Below are 18,063 nucleotides of genomic sequence, written 5' to 3'. Positions count from 1 at the left end.
AAGGAGCTAATCGAGGTCATTCCGCACCTTGCAAAAACGTAATCCCCTTATCCGCTTTCTGTCTGCATCGCCTTCCTAGAATGAATCCCGTGCAGTACCCCCCCACGATTCATAGGAGTGAAGCATGCAGATTCTTCGTAAAACCGCACTGATCCTGGCCCTGGCGGCGGGCGTTTCCGGCACGGCGCTGGCCCAGCAGGCGCCGTCCACGGCCCTGACCAGCCCCTACGGCGCGTCGCTCTCGCGCGCCGAGGTGCTGGCCGACCTGGCGCTGTGGAAGCGCGCCGGCGTGGACCGGTTCTGGCGCGGCGAGGCGACGCCGGACATCTACAGTCCCGAGTACAAGGCGGCGTTTTCGGAGTATGTGCGGCTGCGCTCGGGCCCTGACTACCAGGCCGAAGTGCAGCGCCAGAACGAGAGCCGCCGATAGCCGCGCCCGCGGCATCGGGGCATCCCTGAAATGGCTCACGTCCTGCTGACGTGCATGCCCGAGTCCGGCGACAGGCTGCAATTCGCGGACCTGGAGCTGGACCTGCTGCGCTGTCGCGCCTATCGGGATGGCGAGCCGCTGCTGTTGACGCCGAAGGAGTTCGGGCTGCTCGCCATGCTCATGGGCAGCCCGGGCGCGGTGTTCACCAGCTGGCAATTGGCCGAGTCGGTCTGGAAGGCCAGGGCGCCGGGCCTGGGCGCGGGGCACGTCAAGTGCCAGGCCGTCGCGATCGCCATGCGCCGCCTGCGCAGGAAGGTCGATGGCGGCCGCCGGCCGCGCTTGCTGCACGTGATCCGCGGTGGCAGCTTCATGCTGGCCGCGGGGCCGCTGTGAGCGCGCCGGGGCGCAATGGCGCGGCGCTTCAGGCCGGCAACGCGCACCGCGCCAGGCAGTCCGCCTGCCAGGCGTGCTCGATGTCGAACGAGGCCGGATCCGACACCGCGCCGTAGCCGCCCTGGCCATAGACGGCGGCGTAGGCCGCGTACTCGGCCGCCCGCAGCGCCTTGCCGGCCAAGGCGCTGGCGACGGCATAGGTGGCCGATACCGCGGCATGGCCGCAGCCGTCGATGGAGGTCGAACCGGGATGATGATTGGCCAGCGCCGCCGCGAGGGCGGCGGCCCGCGCCAGCGCTTCGGCGTCACAGGCGCCATCGAGATAGCGGCCCAGCACGGCCAGGCAGTCCAGCGCCCGCGGTTCCTCCAGCAGATGCTCGACGCGCTGGGTACAGGCGTGGCCGAAGGCCAGGCGCAGCCGTTCGTTGCCGGGCGCATCCAGGCCGAGCTGGCGCGCCAGGCGTTCCAGGGCGATGTTCATGATCGGGCTCCTTGTCGTTGCGCGCGGCGCCGGGGGAGGCAGGCAGCGCGTTAAGCATTGGCGGCCGCGCCTGATCGCCAGGGCATTTTCCCGCCGTGGCCGCGGCGCCGTGAAGTGCAATTAATTGCCGGGTTGATGCAAAAAAGCCATGAAAGCGCGGGTCTCGCCCGGGTGCGGCGGGCCCTGCGGTATGCTGGGCGCTTTCCAGTACCGGCCGCGCCCGTCGCGGCCCGCCAGCACGCATGTCCAAGCGCACGAACACGGTGGCCGCCACGATCGAAGGCCGCATCGACAAGTTCCGGGAGGCGGTGCCGCGGGTGCGCGGCCAGGTGTTCCTGCGGGTGAACGGCGTGCCGGTCAACGGCGCCTTCGAAGACCCGGCCGATATCCGCACGCTGCGGGGATTGGCGTTGCAGGCCACGCCCGTGCGCGTCGGCGTGATCGAGGGCGGCGCGGGCGGCTTGCGCCATTTTTCCTGGCTGGACGCGGGGCAGGGCCCGGGCGTGCCGCCGCGCTACTACGTCGATCAGCGGCGCCGCGCCTGGCGCGGCATCGGCATCAGCCTGGCGGTCGCGGCGGCGGCCGGGGCGCTGGCCTGGCTGCTCGATCTGTCGTCCTTCGCGCAGGTGCTGGGCCTGGTGCTGGCGCTGACGGTGGCGCTGGTCGCCGTGCTGCTGGCGGGGTTCTCGTTGTACGGCCTGTGGCACAACCGCCTGCACCGGGCGGCGATCCTGCGCAGCGAGGCGCTCTACCGCGAACTTCTGAAGACGCCCGTGGCGGCGGGCGTCCCGCCGGCCGCGCCGCCCGCCGACCCGGCGCGCGGCGAGGGCGAGACGCTGATCACCGACGCGGCGCCCGAGATCCTGCTGGCACGCGGCGCCCTGGCTGGCCTGACGCACGAGGCCAGGCCCTCGATGCGCACCACGCCCGCCTATGGCATCTACCGCTTCCAGGTGGGCGCGCGCCGTTTCGTCATGTATGTGGCCGAGAACTTCGGCGATGCGATGCCATTCCTGGCCGAGGGCGACCAGGTGGAGGTGGCCGCCTACGCCGGCCAGGTCAGCGGCGCCGGGCCGGACCAATTGGTCTACGGCCTGCGCAACCTGGAAGACGGGCGCGTCTATGTCTGCCATCACTACTTCCGCAGCGCCTTCACCGACATCGCGCCGGTGGGCGTGGGCCTGAAGCAGCGCGTGCCGCTGTTGACGCTGCTGGCCGCGCTGCTGCTGGTGTGCTGGCTGGTGGTGGTGGCGGTGCTGGCGACTTCCGGCTCGCCGTCCAGCCGCGAGACGGCGCCGGAGCTGGCGGCGGTGGTGTTCGCGTTCTTGCTGTTGGCATGGCTGTGCGTCGCGCTGCCGCTGCTGTTCCTGGATACGCGTTGGCGCATGGGCCGGCCGACGCGCCGCCAGCGCATCCTGGAACGGATCTACCGCGCGCTGGGCCTGGGCACGCCGTTCGCGCCCGCGGCGGTGATCGAGGAAGTCTAGGATGCCGCGCCCGCGCGCCTCCCCGCCGGCGCCGGCCGTCGAGAAACCTTTGCAGGATCCCGCCTTGTTGCGCCGCCTGCTGCGCGCCAGGGACCGCATGGACGCCGCCTCGCACGAAGCCTGGCCGGTGGCGCGGCTGGCCGAGGTCAGCGGCGTGTCCGCGGCGTATTTCGCGCGTTCCTTCAAGCGGGCCTTCGGCCTGCCGCCGCATCGCTACCTGTTGACGCGCCGCATCGAACAGGCCATCGCGCTGTTGCGCGACACGGACCTGGCCATCACCGAGATCGCCTATGCCACCGGCTGGGAAAGCCTGGGCACCTTCGGCCGCATCTTCCGTGACATCACGGGCCGCAGCCCCGGCGCCATGCGCGTGGCGGCGCGGGCCGGGATGGCGGGACTGGGCCAGATACCCGCCTGCGTGGTCAAGGCCGCGTCGCGGCCTGACCTGACCATCGCAGTTTTGGAGAAGCGTCGCCGCCAGGCCAGGAATAGAGTGCGCTGATCGACCCCTTGGCCGGGTCGCCAATCCACCTACCGAAGGAGAGGTCATGAGTGCTGGGATCAATGTCGTCGGCGTCTATGTGGACGACCAGGACGAGGCGCTGCGGTTCTACGTCGACAAACTCGGATTCCGCGTCCATACGGACGTGGGCAATGGGCCATACCGCTGGCTGACCGTCCAGCATCCGGACCAGCCGTCGTTCCAGCTGGGCCTGTTCCGGCCCGGGCCGCCGGTGCACGACGACGCCACCGCGCAGACCTTGCGGGCCATGGTCGCCAAGGGCGCGATGCCGCCGTTGGTGCTGGCGGTGGCCGATTGCCGCGCCAGCCACGCCCGCTTGCTGGCGCTGGGCGTGGAGTTCACGCAGGAACCGGTCGAGCGGTACGGCAGCATCGATGCGGGGTTCCGGGATCCCGCCGGCAATGGCTGGAAGATGATCCAGTCGCCCGCAGGCGCCTCCTGACGGATAGGGGGGGGCAGGGGCCGTGCATGAATGATGTTTCTAAATGTCTCTGAATCGGGTGTAATGGCGGCCTCTCATCCCCTGACACACTCACATGCAGATCAGCGACATGCGGTTCCTGGCCCCCTTGATGTTGGCGTTCACCACGTTGTTGAGCGGTTGCGCACCCGCCTTGAAGACCACCACGCCACCGGTCGTGCCGGCGGGAACGCCGTCGGAAGTCTCGGTGTCCCCGGCCATGCCGGACAAGAAATACCTGCCGGTGCAGGCGGGCATTGTCGACGGCACCCACTACATCTTCATTCAGACCCAGGGCGGCAGCATATTCCTGGGGCCGATCTTCGGCAGCATGAACATTTCCCGCAAATCGCAGGCGATGGCGAACCAGTACAAGGATTCCATCCTCCAGATCGATCCGTTGCCGATCGCGACGGATGCGCTGGCGGCGGCTGGCATCAAGGCGGCCGCCGAGTCCGCGGCGTTCGACCTCAAAACGTTCGTGTTCGTGCAGCGCTGCGACGACGAGAAAGTCCGATTGGCCCTTGTCTTCCACGTCGACAACCCGCAGACCAAATGGGTCGGGCGTTATACCTACCACTTGCCGACTATGTATGCCGAATCGGAGCTGGCCAGCCTTCAGGATCAGCAGGTCGCGCAATACAAAAAGGAACTCGGCGATGGCGCCGTGGCGCTGGCCGACCTGGTCAAGCGCGACCTGAACGGAGAGCTTCCCGCCACCGGCAAGCGCGTCAACTTCGGCAGCCTGAACCTGATCGGAAGCAAGATGGGCGGCATGGGCATGTACATGCAGGCCGAAGAGATGTTCTTCCGCGATTCGCAAGTGGTGGAGGAGACCGACCAGTATGTCACGGTCCGCGTGCCCGGCTGGATCAATTCCAGTGTGTTCGGCGGCGCGATCGCCTATGGCGTGCAACGAATGGCCAAGAGCCAGGTTCACACCATGAAGCCCTATTGATTCTTCAGGAGCCTGCCAAATGACGTCGTCCGTATCGCCCGATACAACACCGCTCGCCGCGCTGCCGCGGTGAAAAAACGCGCGTTCCCGGATGGACCCGGAAACGCGCGGCGACAAACCACCATCCCTTCGCGGAGGCGGGCGTCATCAACGGGAACTTGCGCAAGGGGGATCGCTCCGCCCGCGATCAGAAGCGGTGGCGTATCCCCACATTCATTTCGGTCGCCTTGGCGTTGTCCAGGAACGCCCAGTTGGTCGTGTACGAGGCGACCGCATACAGGTCGGTGCGCTTGGACAGGTTGTAGTTGTAGCCCAGGCTGTAGGTGTTGCTGGCCGAGTCGCCGCCGGTGAGCTGCGCGCTGTTGGCGTCGGCGCGCTGCCACGAGGCGAAGGCGCCGCCGGACTTGCCGACCGGGGCCGCCACCGCGAGCATGTACGAATTCGACCGGAAGCCCTTGGAGAACGCATAGGACGGCGTGCCGGTGAAGCCGCCGATGCCGGCGCCGCCGGGCAGGCTCTTGCCGGCGAACCAGCCATCGGTGAGGCGGTTGTACGCCAGCGCCACCTTGAAGACCTCGAAGTCGTACGAGCCGCCGACGATGTACGAGCGCGGCGTCGCGTCGACCTGGCCCTGGCTCAGCTTGTTGGAGGCGTTCAGCTGGTCATAGGTGGCAAAGCCCATCAGCGGGCCGTTGTCGTAGCGCAGGCCGGCGGTGATGGCGCGGGTGTTGTCGGCGGTGGCAAAGCCAGTCTGCGCGGTCTTCTGGTCGTCGACGTTGAAGGCGTAGCCGACGGCCGCCTTGAAGCCGCCCATCGACGGCGTCTCGTACACCACCAGGTTGTCGTAGCGCGGGAAGTAGGCCGAGCTGAAGCCGAGGCCGCCGCCGGTGTTCAGCTGGTTGAAGCCGCCGCCGAAGGCGGGCCCGAGCATGCCGCCGAAATAGCGCGTGGCGACGTTGTACTGCCGGCCCAGCCGCACTTCGCCCCACTCGGCGCTGCCCAGGCCGACGGTGGCTTCGCGGCCGAACAGGCGGCCGCTCTGCAGCGAGTTGCCGTTGCGGCTGTCGAAGCCCGACTCCAGCTGGAAGACCGCGTACAGGCCATCGCCCAGGTCTTCCTTGCCGCGCAGGCCCCAGCGCGAGCCGGCCGTGGTGCCGCTGGTCGTGCCGATGCGGCTGCTGTCGATGCTGCTGCGGCGGCCGGTGGCCGGGTCGGTGTAGCTGCCGTCGACATTGGCATAGCCGATGCCGGTGTCGATGACGCCATAGAGCGTGACGGACGTTTGCGCGGCCGCCGCGCCGGACAGGGCCGTAGCGGCCGCGGCGACGAATATTCTTTTCATGGATGACTCCGTAGACGGGATGACTCGATTGCGCCACGCGGCGCGGGCTCGGCCTGCTGGCGCGTGGCGAAAGACAGTCTGGGCGCGCCGCTTCGACAGTTCGCGGACATTAAAATGACAATTCCGATCACGCCGCGGCCTGGCTGCCGTCATCATTTCCTGCTAGCCGCGCCCGCGCGGCGCGTCACCCGCCGCGCCCTTGCGGCGCGCCATCCGATCCATTCCGATTCCTTCCGCATGCGCCTTGCTTCCGTCCGTTCCGCGTTCTCCCGTTGTTTTTCCGCCGCCGCCGGCCCGCGCCTGGCGCGCGCCTGCGTCGGCCTGTCGCTGGCGCTCAGCGCCAACGCGCACGCCGCCGGTTTCCAGCGTCTGAACCTGCCGATGGACATGAACGGCCCGGCCCTGCTGGGCGGCATCTGGTATCCGTGCGCCGCGCCGCCGCAGGAGGTCGGCATCGGCCGCGTCACCCTCGCGGCGACGCCGGACTGCCCGATGACCGAGGGGCGCAAGCCGCTCATCGTCATGTCGCACGGATCGGCCGGCTCGTACCTGGGCCATCACGACACCGCCGCGGCGCTGGCGGACGCGGGCTTCGTGGTGGCGGCGATCAACCATGTCGGCGACAACGCGGTGGACCGCTCGCGCCAGGGCTATCTGTCGATCTTCTCGACCCGGCCGCGCGAGATCAGGCGGCTGATCGACTACCTGACGGGGGCGTGGCCACAGCGGGCGCAACTGGACGGCGAGGTGGGTTTCTTCGGTTTTTCGCGCGGCGGCTACACGGGGCTGGTGCTGGCCGGCGCGACGCCCGATTTCACGCGCGGCCTGGCGATCTGCGGCGACGAACCGTCACTGCCGATGTGCCGCGACATCCGCGACGGCAAGGTGCCGGCGCAACCCTATGTGAAGGATGCGCGCATCAAGGCGCTGGTCATCGCCGACCCGCTCACCGCCTTCAGCGCCGACGCGCTCAAGGCGGTGTCGGCGCCGGTGCAGCTGTGGGCATCGGCGCTGGGCGGCGACGGCGTCACGCCGGCCAGTGTCGAGGCGGTGCGCCAGGGGCTGGCGGCATCCGAATTCCACCCGGTCGCCGGCGCCGGGCATTTCGCCTTCCTGGCGCCGTGCTCCGCCGCGCAGGCCGAGGCCATGCCCGCGATCTGCCGCGACGCGCCGGGTTTCGACCGCGCGGCCTGGCACCGTGATTTCAACGCGGCGGTGGTCGCGTTCTTCAAGACCGCGTTGCGCTGACCGCGCGGGGCCGGCCTGCCGGCGTGAGCGGTTGACGGTCGATGCGCCCTGGCGTGCCGGGCGCTAGCGGCGGGCGTCCGCGGCGGCCCGCTTCCTGGCCGCGGCCTTGGGGCCGTCGCGAAACGCCACGTAACTGCAATAGCGCTGGAAGTCCTTCTTGGCCAGCGCCAGGTACAGCCCCGTCGCGATCATGGCGGCACTGCACACAAAGCGGTGCAGCCAGATGTCGATCGAGTAGGGCATCAGCGAGGTCGTCAGGTACATGACCAGCACGCCGAAGCCCAGCAACGATACCATCAGCAGCCACCGCGCCCATTCGCTGCCACGGTACAGCCCGGCCAGCAGCAGCCCGGGCAAGATCAGTTTCAGCAGGGGCGAGAGCTGGCCGCGCAATAGCGGCATGAGGTCATAGCTGAGGGTGACCAGCGTGCCCGCCAGGACGATGTACCAGAACCGTTGACTGGTAGGCGCGTGGCGCCGGGGAGCTTGCCTTCCTTCACCATTGTTCTGCTGCATGGGGTCTCCTTTTGGCAAGGGGCCAGTGTAACGTCGTGCCGGCGGCGATGCGGGTAGACTGGCGGCTGGGTACACACCGGAGCACCGCCTTGGCCACCTCGTTGCGCAGATACACCGAGCTTCCCTACCTGATCGATTACCTGCAGACGGGCGAACTGGCGCTGCTCAATCCGAAGGCGTGGGACGACCGCAACGACTCGTTCTACATCGAGGAATACGCGCGCGCCAAGCGCCTGCAGGGCATCTACGCGCTGTGCATGGCCGAGGCCTCCGAGACCTATCACCACTGGCGCGTGTTCTCGCACGGCAGCGGCGGGGTCTGCATCGAGTTCGACAAGGAAAAGCTGGTGGAGCAGGTGCGCGGCGTGCCCGACTTGCGGGCCGAGACGGTGCAGTACCGCACCATCAAGTCGCTGCGCGAGCAGCCGCCGGCCGAGGCCGACCTGCCGTTCCTCAAGCGCCACGCCTTCCGCGATGAAAAGGAGTTCCGCCTGTTCGTCTGCCGCAGGACGCGCGATACGCCGGTGCTGCGCCTGCCGGTGGCGCCAGCGACCATCAAGCGCGTCACGCTCAGCCCGTGGCTGCCGGCCACGGTCTGCGACCAGGTCAAGAAGGTGCTGAAGTCGATCAAGGGCTGCGAGAAACTGCGCGTGTTCCGCTCGACCCTGGTGGACAACGAGGACTGGAAGAAATTCGCCAGCGCCGGCCGCAAGGAGCCGGCATGACGGACGGCAACGACAAGACGGGCGCGCAGGACGCGTTGTCGCCGGCGCAGATCGTCGACGCCTTTGAGCGGCTGGGCTGGAAGAACAACGACCCGATGGGCCAGGTGTTGCGGCTGCGCCGCGACGACCCGGCGGCGCTGGGGGAACTAGTCACGCGGTTCCTGGATCGCGGGCTCAAGCACGCCACCTTCATCGACGCCGCGCTCGACCTGATGGACGACGTCACCTATGCCGCCACGTTGCGGCAGGCGTGGCAGCGGGCGCTGCGCGAGCCCGTCACGGAAGGCCTGGCGGAGGTGCTGGATTCGGCCGCGCTGCAATGGCCGCAGCTGTTCGCGGGCCACTGGCCGGCGCTGCTGGCCGCCGCCGAAGCCGGGGCGGGCGGCCCGCGTTTCAATACCGACCAGGCCTGGCGCGCGCTGGACGCCGAGACGGCGCGGGCGTGGCTGGCGCAACTGCCGCCGACGATCGAAGCGGATTCCCCGGACCAACTGCGCGCGCGCGCCCTGTTGCACTCGCGCCAGCCGCAGACGGTGTCGCGCGCGTGGCGTCTGGGCTTCGGGGGCGGCGTGGATCCCGACGCCATCTATTGGCTGATGGAAGTGGGCTATGCCGACGACGACGGCCAGGCGCGCGCGCTGCATGGCGAGCAGCCCTTGCACATCCGTTTCGACGCGGCGCAACGCCAGCAGATGGCGGCCTCGCAACCCGCGTGGCGGCGCGAGATCCAGCGCCTGCATCCCACCTGGGGTTGGCCGGCGCCGGACGCCGAGTCGCCGATGGCCACCGTGACGGCGGGCCGCATGGGCGGCGCGCTCGCGGCCGCCTGCGGCCTGTGCCATGGTCCCTTGCATCGCCTGATGACGTTGCCGCGGCCCGATGTGGCCGGTATCGATTGCGCCACGCCGCTGACGCTGGCCACCTGCCTGTCGTGCCAGGGGTGGGAGCAGGACGGCCCGATCCTCTTTTTCCGCCACGACGGCGACGGCGCGCCGCAAGCGCACCCGTCGCAGCGCCAGGCCGAGCCGGTGACGCCGGAGTTTCCCGCCGAACCGCTGCGCGAGGCCGACGTGACCCTGTTCCAGGCCCCGGCGCGCTGGGCCTGGCAGGACTGGGGCGATTCCAACGGCCGCCAGAACCTGAGCCGTGTCGGCGGCCCGCCCAGCTGGGTGCAGTCGGCGGGCTACCCCGCCTGTCCGGATTGCGACCAGCGCATGTCGTTCGCGATGCAGCTCGATTCCGACCTGCCGCAGGCGGACGGCGGCGACTGGATGTGGGGCAGCGGCGGCTGCAACTACAGCTTCTGGTGCGGCCACTGCCGCGTCAGCGCGCATCTGTGGCAATGCACCTGAGCGTCGCGCGGACGCCTACACCGGCCGGCTGGCCTGCGCGCGCCAGCACTTGACGGGGTCATCGCGCACCAGCGACTGGTGCACGCCGACCCCGGCCATCACGCCCGAGGCGCTGGCCAGGGTGGCATTGCCCATCTGCAGGCTGGCATCGCCCGCGGCGTAGACGCCCGGCACCGTGGTCTGCTTGAAATCGTCGACCCGCAGGTAAGGCCCCAGCAAGCCCTCGTCGAAGGCGCAGCCCAGCTGCATCGCCAGCGGGCTGGCCATGTGCACGCGGCTGGCGACGAACAACGCATTGACCAGCAGGCGGCGGCCATCGGCCAGCTGCACCGCGTCGATGCGCGGCGCCGGCCCCAGCAGCTGCGTCACCGGGGTGCGCTCGATGCGCACGCCGCGGGCGGTCAGCAGCGCGGCCTGTTCGGCATCGGGCTCGAACTCGCCCTGGGTGAAATAGGTGGTCGGGCCCCAGTCAGGCAGCAGCGCGGCCTGGTGCGAGGACATGGGGTGGGCGGCCAGCACGCCCAGCGGCTGGTCGGCCACTTCATAGCCATGGCAGTAGGGGCAGTGCAGCACCGTCTGGCCCCAGCGTTCCCGCAGGCCCGGCAGCGCGGGCAGTTCGTCGCGCACGCCGATGGCCAGGATCAGGCGGGCGCCGCGCAGTTCGCGGCCATCTTCCAGGGTGACCAGGAAGCGGCCTGATTCGCCGTCGGCGCTGGTGGCGGCGCCGTCGATGAAGTCCACCGTGCGGTAGGCGGCCAGCTGGGCGCGCCCGACGGCGACGATCTCGGCCGGCGTCTTGCCGTCCTGGCCCAGGAAACCGTGCGAATGCGCGGCAAAGCGGTTGCGCGGTTGGCCGGCATCCACCAACGCGATGCGGCGGCGGGCGCGGGCCAGCTGCATGGCGGCCGACAGGCCGGCGAAGCTGCCGCCGATGATGATGGCGTCGTAGCAGGGGGGCAGTTTTTCGGGCTTCATGGATTTCTCGATACTTTAAAAGTTGCATGATACGGCGATCCTGTCCGGTCACGCAACTTATAATGTTTCAAACCATGAACCAGGAGTCTTTCCATGCGCAGCGATAACCGCCTGTCCCGCATGCTGCACGTGCTGCTGCACATGGCGGAGCAGGATGCGCCGCTGACCTCCGAGACCATCGGCAAGATGCTAAACACCAATCCCGTGGTGGTGCGGCGCATGATGTCCGGCCTGCGCGAGCGCGGCTATGTGCAATCGGAGAAGGGCCATGGCGGCGGCTGGGTGCTGACGCGGCCGCTGTCCGAGCTGAGCTTGCTGGACGTCTACCAGGCGCTGGGCGAGCCGCCGATCTTCGCGCTCGGGCTGGACCAGAGCGAACCGAAATGCCTGGTGGAGCAGGCCGTCAACGCCGGGCTGGAAGGCGCGATGGCCGAGTCGCGCCGGCTGCTGCTGGAACGCTTCGCGACGATCCGCATGGACCAGCTGGCGCGGGACTTCCAGGAACGGCTCAAGCTGCATCCGCACTGCACGGAGCGCTAGCGGGTAGAGCGCCGGTGTATCCTCGCAATCGTGCCGCGCCCGCATCCCGGACGCCGGCCCGCGCAAGAGAACACGGACGGCGTCCACCCGCGCCAGTCCGGCACTGCCCGACCAGGAGACATCGAACATGCTATTGACCGAAGAACAGCTCAGCGTGCAGGACATGGCGCGCCGCTTCGCCCAGGAACGCCTGGCGCCGAATTCCGAACGCTGGGACCGCGAACACCACTATCCGGCCGACGCCATCCGCGAGATGGCCGACCTGGGCTTCTTCGGCATGCTGGTGCCGGAGGAATGGGACGGCAACGCCAGCGGCTACCTGTCGTACGCGGTGGCGCTCGAGGAGATCGCGGCCGGCAATGGCGCCTGCTCGACCATCATGAGCGTGCACAACTCGGTCGCCTGCATGCCGATCCTGAAGTACGGCAGCGACGCGCAGAAGGACCAGTTCCTGCGGCCGCTGGCCACCGGCGTCGCCATCGGCGGTTTCGCCCTGACCGAACCGCAGGCCGGTTCCGACGCCAGCAGCCTGCGCACCCGCGCGCTGCGCGACGGCGACCACTACGTGCTCAACGGCGCCAAGCAGTTCATCACCTCGGGCCGCACCGGGCAGCTGGTGATCGTGTTCGCGGTGACCGATCCGCAGGCCGGCAAGCGCGGCATCTCGGCCTTCATCGTGCCGACCGACACCCCGGGCTACCAGGTGGTGCGGGTCGAGGACAAGCTCGGCCAGCATCTGTCCGACACCTGCCAGATCGCCTTCGAGGACATGCGCATTCCCGCCGCGTGGCGCCTGGGCGAGGAGGGCGAGGGCTACAAGATCGCGCTGTCGAACCTGGAGGGCGGCCGCATCGGCATCGCCTCGCAGTCGGTCGGCATGGCGCGCGCGGCGTTCGAATGCGCGCGCGACTACGCCCGTGACCGCCAGGCCTTCGGCAAGCCGATCATGGAGCACCAGGCGGTGTCGTTCCGGCTGGCCGACATGGCCACGCAGATCCACGCGGCGCGGCAGATGGTGCTGCACGCGGCGGCGCTGCGCGAGGCCGGCAGGCCGGCGCTGACCGAGGCCTCGATGGCCAAGCTGTTCGCCTCCGAGATGGCCGAGAAGGTCTGCTCGGCCGCGATCCAGACGCTGGGCGGCTATGGCTACCTGGCCGATTTTCCGGTGGAGCGCATCTACCGCGACGTGCGCGTGTGCCAGATCTACGAAGGCACCAGCGACATCCAGCGGCTGGTGATCGCCCGCGCCTTGTAAGCGGGCGCCGGTGGTGGCCGCCCACGCGGGCGACCCGCCGGTCGCGGCGGCCTGGCAGGATGCCGTGCGCCGCCTGCGTCAGCCAGAGACTCAGTCCAGCAAGTCCTGCACCGCGGCTTGCGCCGGCGCGGCCAGCGGCTGTTCGCGTTGCAGCCGCGCGATCTTTTCCTCGAACTCGCCCGCCACGTCGGGCCGCAGCCGCTTCATGGCGCGCACGGTCTGCGCCAGCAGCAGTCGGGCGTTGACGCTTTGCGGGAAGTCCAGGCACTGGCGCAGGTTGCCGTCAATGATCTCGCGTTCGCCATTCAACTGGCCCGGCTGGTCCGGGTTGGCGCCGTTGCAGCGCACCGCCAGCAATTGTTCCAGGCGCAGCAGGTACAGCGGGAACGCGGCGCCATCCGGCACCGTGTAGCTGGCCGGCGCGGACAGCGGCGCCTGCGCGGTGGCGCGGCCGACCAGCGCCACCAGTTCCTCGGTCAGGCGCTGGATCGCGGCGGTCGGGTCGGCCATCGGGAATTCGGCCGACAGCGCGCCGATGCATTCGGCGTCCTCGGTGCGCACCAGGCGCACCTCGGCGCGCCACGGCTCGGCGACGGTGACCAGGTGCGAGATCACCACGTAATCGCTTTGCGCTTCGCATTGCTGCGCATAGCCGATGGCATCGGTGTCGTCCCAGGCCGCGCCGCTCAGCAGGAAGCCGGGATGCGGCTCGGTCAGCCACGGCACCAGCGTCTGCGTGCGCAGGCCGCAGCGCAGCGCCAGTTGTTCGTTGAAGTACAGCGGCAGCGCGCGGCTCAGGCGGCCGGTGGCGTCGGCCAGCTGCCGCTCGGCGCCTTCGGGCGCGTCGCCGATCTCGGCCGAGCCGCCCAGGAACGACACCAGCGGGCGGTCGGGCGTCACCGGCGTGAACAGCGCCGCCGCGGGCGAGTCGGGCGTCAGCCAGACCGGGCCGCGGCCCAGCAGCATCGCCAGCCGCATCTGCGCCGGCTCGGTCGCGCCGTCACCCAGCGCGGCGCGCGCCAGTTCGGTGTCCCAATAGGCCAGGTTGTCCTTCCAGTCGGGGCGCTGCTGCGCATAGAGCTGGTCGAGGATGGCGCGGGCCTCGCCGGGCTGGCCCAGTTCGACGTAGGCGCGGATCAGGTTGTTGCCGACCTGGATGCCGTGCAGCGCGGCATCGAAGCGCGGCCCGGCCAGTTGCACGATCGGTTCGATCGCGCCGGCATTGCCCAGGTCGCCGCTCATCTGCGCCAGCAGGTCGGCGGGCGCGGGCGTGCCGGCGCGGGCGAGCGATTCTTCATACAGGGCGATCGCGCCGGACAGGTTGTGCGAGCCCAGTTCGCCGTGCGCCAGCCACAGCTGCGCGCGCCAGCTGCCGGGCAGGGCGGCGACCTTGCGCATGGCGGCCACGCCGGCGGCGTCGCCGCCGTGTTCACGGTGGATCGCCTCGTACCAGCCCAGGCCGTTGTCCTGGTTGGGATCGAGTTCCAGCGCATGCCACAGCGTTGCCAGGGCGCCGGCCTCGTCGCCGCGCTCGTCCTGGATCTTGGCCAGGTTGGTGAGGACGATGCCGGTCTCGCCCCGGGCGGCCATGAAATCGCGCAGCACGCGCTCGGCGTCGTCGAGCCGGCCGGTCTTCATGTAGACGATGGCCTGCAGCACCACGCCGCGCTCGGCGCCGGGTTGCAGTTCGACCAGGCGGTCGGCGGGCTTGACCATTTCATCGATGAAGCCGTCGCCGAGCGACTGGATGATCAGACCCGACAGCGCGTCGGCGTCGTCCCAGTGGCGCTCGATGGCGCCGGCCAGCACGCTGTCGCGCCATTGGTCGCGCGGCACGAAGATCTCGCGGCCGTAGGCGTCATAGGCGCGGATCGGGGCCTGCGTGGCGGGTTCCTCGGCCTGGCCGGCGGGAGCCGGGGCGGGCGAGGGCGCGTCGGCGGGGCCGGCGGTCGGCGCGGCCTTTCTGGCCAGCAGTTTGTCGAGGAAGCTCATGCGGGTATCCGGTCGGTCTGGACCGTCACTATACCGGGCCTCTGGCGGTCGTTCGCGGCCTGGCGCGGCGGGCCGCCGCGCCAGGCCGCGCCGTCCGGCGCCGTTACCAGGCGTAGCGGGCGGTCAGGTTCACCGAGCGGCCATAGCCGTAGTAGCACCAGGTGATGCTGTTGCAGGCCGTGATGTACTCCTTGTCGAACAGGTTGTTCACGGTCAGCAGCAGGCGCCAGTTGCCGCGCGTGTAGTGCGCCTGCGCGTCCACCAGCGTGTTCGAGCCGCTCTTCCACTGGTTGGCCGAATCGCCGTAGCTGCTGCCGGTGTAGCGCACGCCGCCGCCCAGGCCGAAGCCCGGCGCGATGTCCTGCGGGAAGCGGTAGTCGACCCACAGCGCCGCCTGGTGGCGGGGTTGCGATTGCACCTGCTTGCCGACCGTGGCGGGGTCGGTGGACTGCTCGACCTTGGCGTCGGTGTAGGTATAGCTGCCGATCACCGTGACGCCGCTGGTCACCTGGGCGCGCGCTTCCAGTTCGACGCCGCGCGAGCGGATTTCGCCCTGCTGGATCTCGTAGCCAAACACCGGCGCGTTGACGTCCGTGACCAGCACGTTCTTCTGGCGCAGGTCGAACACCGCCAGGGTGTAGAGCGATTCGCTGTTGGGCGGCCGGTACTTCAGGCCCGCTTCCACCTGCGAGCCGGTCACCGGCACGAACGGCGTGCCGGAATAGGTGCGGCCGATCGCCGGCTCGAACGACGTGGCGTACGAGACATACGGCGACAGGCCCGATTCGAACAGGTAGTTCAGGCCCACGCGGCCGGACCACTTGCGGTCCTGCTGGTTGGTGCGGGTGTCGGCCAGCAGGTCGCGGGTCTTGGTGTCGACCCAGTCGTGGCGTCCGGACAGCGTGCCGACCCAGCCGCCCCAGCGGATCTGGTCCTGCAGGTAGACGCCCATCTGCTGCTGCACCTGCAGCGTGTGCTGGGTGTCGTCGGGCTTCTTGATCGGCTGGGTGCCGTAGACCGGATTGAAGGCGTCCAGCGTGGGGGCGTCAAAGCCCATGCCCACCGCGTAGTCGTTGCGCGAGCGCTTGTAGTCGAAACCGGCCAGCAAGGTGTGCGACAGCGGGCCGGTGTCGAGCTTGTACTCGGCCTGGTTGTCGATCGAGAACATGCGCGAGTTCTCGCGCGGCGTGTAGGTGTAGCGGTTCAGGGTGGTCAGGCTGCCGGGCGCGAAGCCCAGCAGGCCCACCGACGGATGGTCCACGTCGGTCCAGTTCATGCGCGCGTTCTGGCGCAAGGTGAGTTGGCCGTTGACGCGGTGCGCGAACAGGTAGCCGAGCGACTGGGTGTTCTTTTCGTAGCGGTCGAAGCCGGGCTCGCCGCCATAGAAGCTGGGGCGGATCTTGCCGTTGGGGTTGGGCAGCAGGGTGCCCTGGGCCGGCAGAAAGCCGCCCCAGCCGCGCGAGCGCGCGCCCTGCAGCATGGCCAGCACGGTCAGGCTGGTGTCGGCGCTGGGGTTCCAGGTCAGCGACGGCGCCAGCAGGTAGCGCCGGTCGTAGCCGTAGTGGCTGGGCGTGCCGCTGTCGCGCGCCAGGCCGACCACGCGGTACAGCAGCTTGCCGTTTTCGGTCAGCGGGCCGGTGAAATCGCCGGTCAGTTCCTTGCGGTCGTCGGTGCCGTAGGACAGGCCCAGTTCATGCGCGGCCTCGGCCTGTGGCCGCTTGCTCACGGCGTTGATGAAGCCGCTGGGCGGCAGGGCGCCGTACATCACCGAGGACGGGCCTTTGAGCACCTCGATGCGTTCCAGCGCATAGGGTTCGTAGCGGGTGTTGGCCGTCCACGACCCGTCGGGCAGCGGCAGCCCGTCCAGGTACTTGGCGGGGGCGAAGCCGCGCACCCGGATCCAGTCGCCGCGCGGGTCCTGGCCGTAGGCGGCGGCGACCACGCCGGAGGTGTAGCGCAGCGATTCGTCGATGCCCGTGGCGCCCTGCAGTTCGATCTGGTCGCGGGTCACCACCGACACCGACTGCGGGGTCTCCAGCAGGTCGCTGTCGGTCTTGATGCCGGTGGAGGTGCGGCGCGCCACCGCGCCGTAGACCGGGCTGGTGGCGGTTTCCTCGCTGCCGGTGACGGTGATCTGCTCCAGTTGCTGCACCGGCGCGGTGGTCTCGCGCGACACCACCACGGCGCCGCCGTCGATGCGGGCGGTCAGGCCGCTGCCCGCCAGCACCCGCTCGAAGGCCTCGCGCACCGTCAGGTTGCCGGAGACGGCGGGCGCCGTCAGGCCCTGCACCAGCGCGCCGCCGGCGATCAGGTCCAGGCCCGCCTGGCGCGCCAGCGCGTTGAGCGATTGGCCCAGCGGCTGCGCCGGCAAAGTGGCCTGGATGCGGGCATCCGGCGCGGCGGGCTGGGCCTGCGCGGGGCCGGCCAGCGCCAGCCAGAGCGCCAGGGTCAGGGGCGCGAGAGTGAAGCGGGGGTGTTGCATGCAAGTCCTCGTCTGAACATGAGAATGGAGACACTTCTCATGTAGACGCGGCAGGCTGAAAAAACCCTATGTCGGCGCCGCTCATCGGGCCGGTTCGAGGGTCGGCGGATCGTTGCGGGTATCCACGCGCACGGGCAGGGCCTGCGGCAGCACCCGGTAGAAACCGGCCGGATTGCGGCTGTCGAACGTGCCCGTCAGCCGCAAGGCCGCGACTCCCGGGTCGGACAGTGCGGGCGCCGGATGGCCGTAGCGGCCGAATTCCGCCAGCACCTGGGCCAGCGTGGCGTTGTCGAAGGCCAGGCGGTGGTCGAGCCAGGGCGCCACGGCGGCGGCATCGATGGGCGTCACGCGTCCGGGGACGCCGGCGGCGCTGACCGCCAGGCGCTGTCCCGCGATCAGGTCGGCGCGGTAGCGGCGGCTGTCGGGCAGCCAGAACTGCCACCAGCCGGCGGGGTGCTCGGGGGCGACGCGCACGTGGCCAGCCGCCACCTCCACCTGCAGGCCCGCGTAGCCCGGCACCGACGGCGTGTGGCGCACATTGAAGCGCGTGCCGACCACGGTGACGCGGACCTGGTCGGAGACGACGTCGAACGGGCGCACGGCATCGGGCTGGACCTCGAACATGGCCTGGCCCTCGGCCATCGTCACTTCGCGCCGCTTTGGATAGAAGGCGATCTCGACGCGGGTGGACGAGTCCAGGATCAGGCGGCTGCCATCGGGCAGGCGGATTTCCTGCTGTTCGCCCGGGGCGGTGGCGTACTGCGCGCGGTATTGGGGCGCGGCGGGCAAGAGCGCGAAGACGGTCCACAGCAACGCCGCACAGACGGCCAGCGCGGCGGTCGCCAGACGCCATCCGGGGCGGCGTCGGGGCGCGGGCGGGCTGCCCGCGGCGCGGCTGGCGGCC

Annotated in this window: 18 protein-coding genes; 11 read left to right on the top strand and 7 right to left on the bottom strand. The window is 69.8% G+C overall.

Annotated features, from left to right (window positions below):
* Nucleotides 1-124 precede the first annotated feature (124 nt).
* Complete coding sequence (locus H0523_RS24105) at nt 125-430, top strand: DUF4148 domain-containing protein (protein WP_054431309.1); 306 nt, start codon at nt 125-127, stop codon at nt 428-430.
* 30 nt (nt 431-460) lie between these two features.
* Nucleotides 461-823 carry a winged helix-turn-helix domain-containing protein gene (locus H0523_RS24100; protein WP_054431310.1) on the top strand — a complete coding sequence of 121 codons (363 nt, stop codon included), beginning with the start codon at nt 461-463 and terminating at the stop codon, nt 821-823.
* A gap of 28 nt (nt 824-851) precedes the next feature.
* Here the strand turns inward: H0523_RS24100 and H0523_RS24095 are convergent, their stop codons facing one another.
* Entirely contained in the window at nt 852-1,304 is a 453-nt protein-coding gene (locus H0523_RS24095; RefSeq protein WP_054431311.1) for a hypothetical protein, read from the bottom strand.
* Nucleotides 1,305-1,546: 242 nt separating this feature from the next.
* Here H0523_RS24095 and H0523_RS24090 point away from each other — a divergent pair, with 242 nt between their 5' ends.
* From H0523_RS24090 to H0523_RS24075, 4 genes are all read left to right on the top strand, one after another.
* Nucleotides 1,547-2,791 carry a hypothetical protein gene (locus H0523_RS24090; protein WP_180180170.1) on the top strand — a complete coding sequence of 415 codons (1,245 nt, stop codon included), beginning with the start codon at nt 1,547-1,549 and terminating at the stop codon, nt 2,789-2,791.
* 1 nt (nt 2,792) lies between these two features.
* The gene (locus H0523_RS24085) at nt 2,793-3,293 is read left to right on the top strand and encodes a helix-turn-helix transcriptional regulator (protein ID WP_054431312.1); all 501 of its coding nucleotides are present in this window, start codon (nt 2,793-2,795) and stop codon (nt 3,291-3,293) included.
* A gap of 46 nt (nt 3,294-3,339) precedes the next feature.
* Nucleotides 3,340-3,756, top strand: coding sequence for a VOC family protein (locus H0523_RS24080; RefSeq protein ID WP_054431313.1), 417 nt, complete (start codon nt 3,340-3,342; stop codon nt 3,754-3,756).
* A 94-nt stretch (nt 3,757-3,850) separates the two neighbouring features.
* A complete protein-coding gene (locus H0523_RS24075) occupies nt 3,851-4,732 on the top strand; it encodes a hypothetical protein (RefSeq protein WP_156333310.1) in 882 nt (293 codons plus the stop codon).
* 187 nt (nt 4,733-4,919) lie between these two features.
* Here the strand turns inward: H0523_RS24075 and H0523_RS24070 are convergent, their stop codons facing one another.
* Nucleotides 4,920-6,074: a porin gene (locus H0523_RS24070; RefSeq protein ID WP_054431315.1), complete on the bottom strand. Its 1,155-nt coding sequence runs from the start codon at nt 6,072-6,074 to the stop codon at nt 4,920-4,922.
* Nucleotides 6,075-6,311: 237 nt separating this feature from the next.
* Between H0523_RS24070 and H0523_RS24065 the strand changes: the two genes are divergently transcribed.
* Nucleotides 6,312-7,322, top strand: a complete 1,011-nt coding sequence (locus tag H0523_RS24065; RefSeq protein ID WP_369817060.1) for an alpha/beta hydrolase family protein — start codon at nt 6,312-6,314, stop codon at nt 7,320-7,322.
* A gap of 63 nt (nt 7,323-7,385) precedes the next feature.
* On the opposite strand, the gene H0523_RS24060 is transcribed toward H0523_RS24065, so the two are convergent.
* On the bottom strand, nt 7,386-7,838 hold the full coding sequence (locus H0523_RS24060; RefSeq protein ID WP_054431316.1) for a hypothetical protein: 453 nt from the start codon (nt 7,836-7,838) through the stop codon (nt 7,386-7,388).
* 89 nt (nt 7,839-7,927) lie between these two features.
* Here H0523_RS24060 and H0523_RS24055 point away from each other — a divergent pair, with 89 nt between their 5' ends.
* Nucleotides 7,928-8,563, top strand: coding sequence for a DUF2971 domain-containing protein (locus H0523_RS24055; RefSeq protein WP_054431317.1), 636 nt, complete (start codon nt 7,928-7,930; stop codon nt 8,561-8,563).
* Nucleotides 8,560-9,915: a hypothetical protein gene (locus H0523_RS24050; protein WP_082404499.1), complete on the top strand. Its 1,356-nt coding sequence runs from the start codon at nt 8,560-8,562 to the stop codon at nt 9,913-9,915. The genes H0523_RS24055 and H0523_RS24050 overlap by 4 nt, the downstream gene beginning before the upstream one ends.
* A 15-nt stretch (nt 9,916-9,930) precedes the next feature.
* Here the strand turns inward: H0523_RS24050 and H0523_RS24045 are convergent, their stop codons facing one another.
* Complete coding sequence (locus tag H0523_RS24045) at nt 9,931-10,890, bottom strand: NAD(P)/FAD-dependent oxidoreductase (protein ID WP_054431318.1); 960 nt, start codon at nt 10,888-10,890, stop codon at nt 9,931-9,933.
* 93 nt (nt 10,891-10,983) lie between these two features.
* Between H0523_RS24045 and H0523_RS24040 the strand changes: the two genes are divergently transcribed.
* Nucleotides 10,984-11,430 carry an Rrf2 family transcriptional regulator gene (locus H0523_RS24040; protein ID WP_054431319.1) on the top strand — a complete coding sequence of 149 codons (447 nt, stop codon included), beginning with the start codon at nt 10,984-10,986 and terminating at the stop codon, nt 11,428-11,430.
* A gap of 127 nt (nt 11,431-11,557) precedes the next feature.
* Nucleotides 11,558-12,685: an acyl-CoA dehydrogenase family protein gene (locus H0523_RS24035; protein ID WP_054431320.1), complete on the top strand. Its 1,128-nt coding sequence runs from the start codon at nt 11,558-11,560 to the stop codon at nt 12,683-12,685.
* A gap of 90 nt (nt 12,686-12,775) precedes the next feature.
* Here the strand turns inward: H0523_RS24035 and H0523_RS24030 are convergent, their stop codons facing one another.
* From H0523_RS24030 to H0523_RS24020, 3 genes are all read right to left on the bottom strand, one after another.
* A complete protein-coding gene (locus H0523_RS24030; protein WP_180180169.1) occupies nt 12,776-14,677 on the bottom strand; it encodes a tetratricopeptide repeat protein in 1,902 nt (633 codons plus the stop codon).
* 103 nt (nt 14,678-14,780) lie between these two features.
* Nucleotides 14,781-17,159 carry a TonB-dependent siderophore receptor gene (locus tag H0523_RS24025; protein ID WP_054460742.1) on the bottom strand — a complete coding sequence of 793 codons (2,379 nt, stop codon included), beginning with the start codon at nt 17,157-17,159 and terminating at the stop codon, nt 14,781-14,783.
* Between the two features lie 81 nt (nt 17,160-17,240).
* Nucleotides 17,241-18,063: FecR family protein (locus H0523_RS24020; RefSeq protein ID WP_180180168.1), on the bottom strand; the 823-nt coding region annotated here is incomplete at its 5' end.

The organism is Achromobacter insuavis (assembly GCF_902859645.1).
Lineage (GTDB): Bacteria > Pseudomonadota > Gammaproteobacteria > Burkholderiales > Burkholderiaceae_B > Achromobacter > Achromobacter insuavis.
Note: the sequence above shows the minus strand (reverse complement) of the source record. Positions and strands in the feature narration are given on the sequence as shown.

Coding starts and splice junctions, on each gene's coding strand:
- H0523_RS24105 (WP_054431309.1), top strand. CDS start 125: ATGCAGATTCTTCGTAAAACCGCACTGATCCTGGCCCTGGCGGCGGGC.
- H0523_RS24100 (WP_054431310.1), top strand. CDS start 461: ATGGCTCACGTCCTGCTGACGTGCATGCCCGAGTCCGGCGACAGGCTG.
- H0523_RS24095 (WP_054431311.1), bottom strand. CDS start 1,304: ATGAACATCGCCCTGGAACGCCTGGCGCGCCAGCTCGGCCTGGATGCG.
- H0523_RS24090 (WP_180180170.1), top strand. CDS start 1,547: ATGTCCAAGCGCACGAACACGGTGGCCGCCACGATCGAAGGCCGCATC.
- H0523_RS24085 (WP_054431312.1), top strand. CDS start 2,793: ATGCCGCGCCCGCGCGCCTCCCCGCCGGCGCCGGCCGTCGAGAAACCT.
- H0523_RS24080 (WP_054431313.1), top strand. CDS start 3,340: ATGAGTGCTGGGATCAATGTCGTCGGCGTCTATGTGGACGACCAGGAC.
- H0523_RS24075 (WP_156333310.1), top strand. CDS start 3,851: ATGCAGATCAGCGACATGCGGTTCCTGGCCCCCTTGATGTTGGCGTTC.
- H0523_RS24070 (WP_054431315.1), bottom strand. CDS start 6,074: ATGAAAAGAATATTCGTCGCCGCGGCCGCTACGGCCCTGTCCGGCGCG.
- H0523_RS24065 (WP_369817060.1), top strand. CDS start 6,312: ATGCGCCTTGCTTCCGTCCGTTCCGCGTTCTCCCGTTGTTTTTCCGCC.
- H0523_RS24060 (WP_054431316.1), bottom strand. CDS start 7,838: ATGCAGCAGAACAATGGTGAAGGAAGGCAAGCTCCCCGGCGCCACGCG.
- H0523_RS24050 (WP_082404499.1), top strand. CDS start 8,560: ATGACGGACGGCAACGACAAGACGGGCGCGCAGGACGCGTTGTCGCCG.
- H0523_RS24045 (WP_054431318.1), bottom strand. CDS start 10,890: ATGAAGCCCGAAAAACTGCCCCCCTGCTACGACGCCATCATCATCGGC.
- H0523_RS24040 (WP_054431319.1), top strand. CDS start 10,984: ATGCGCAGCGATAACCGCCTGTCCCGCATGCTGCACGTGCTGCTGCAC.
- H0523_RS24035 (WP_054431320.1), top strand. CDS start 11,558: ATGCTATTGACCGAAGAACAGCTCAGCGTGCAGGACATGGCGCGCCGC.
- H0523_RS24030 (WP_180180169.1), bottom strand. CDS start 14,677: ATGAGCTTCCTCGACAAACTGCTGGCCAGAAAGGCCGCGCCGACCGCC.
- H0523_RS24025 (WP_054460742.1), bottom strand. CDS start 17,159: ATGCAACACCCCCGCTTCACTCTCGCGCCCCTGACCCTGGCGCTCTGG.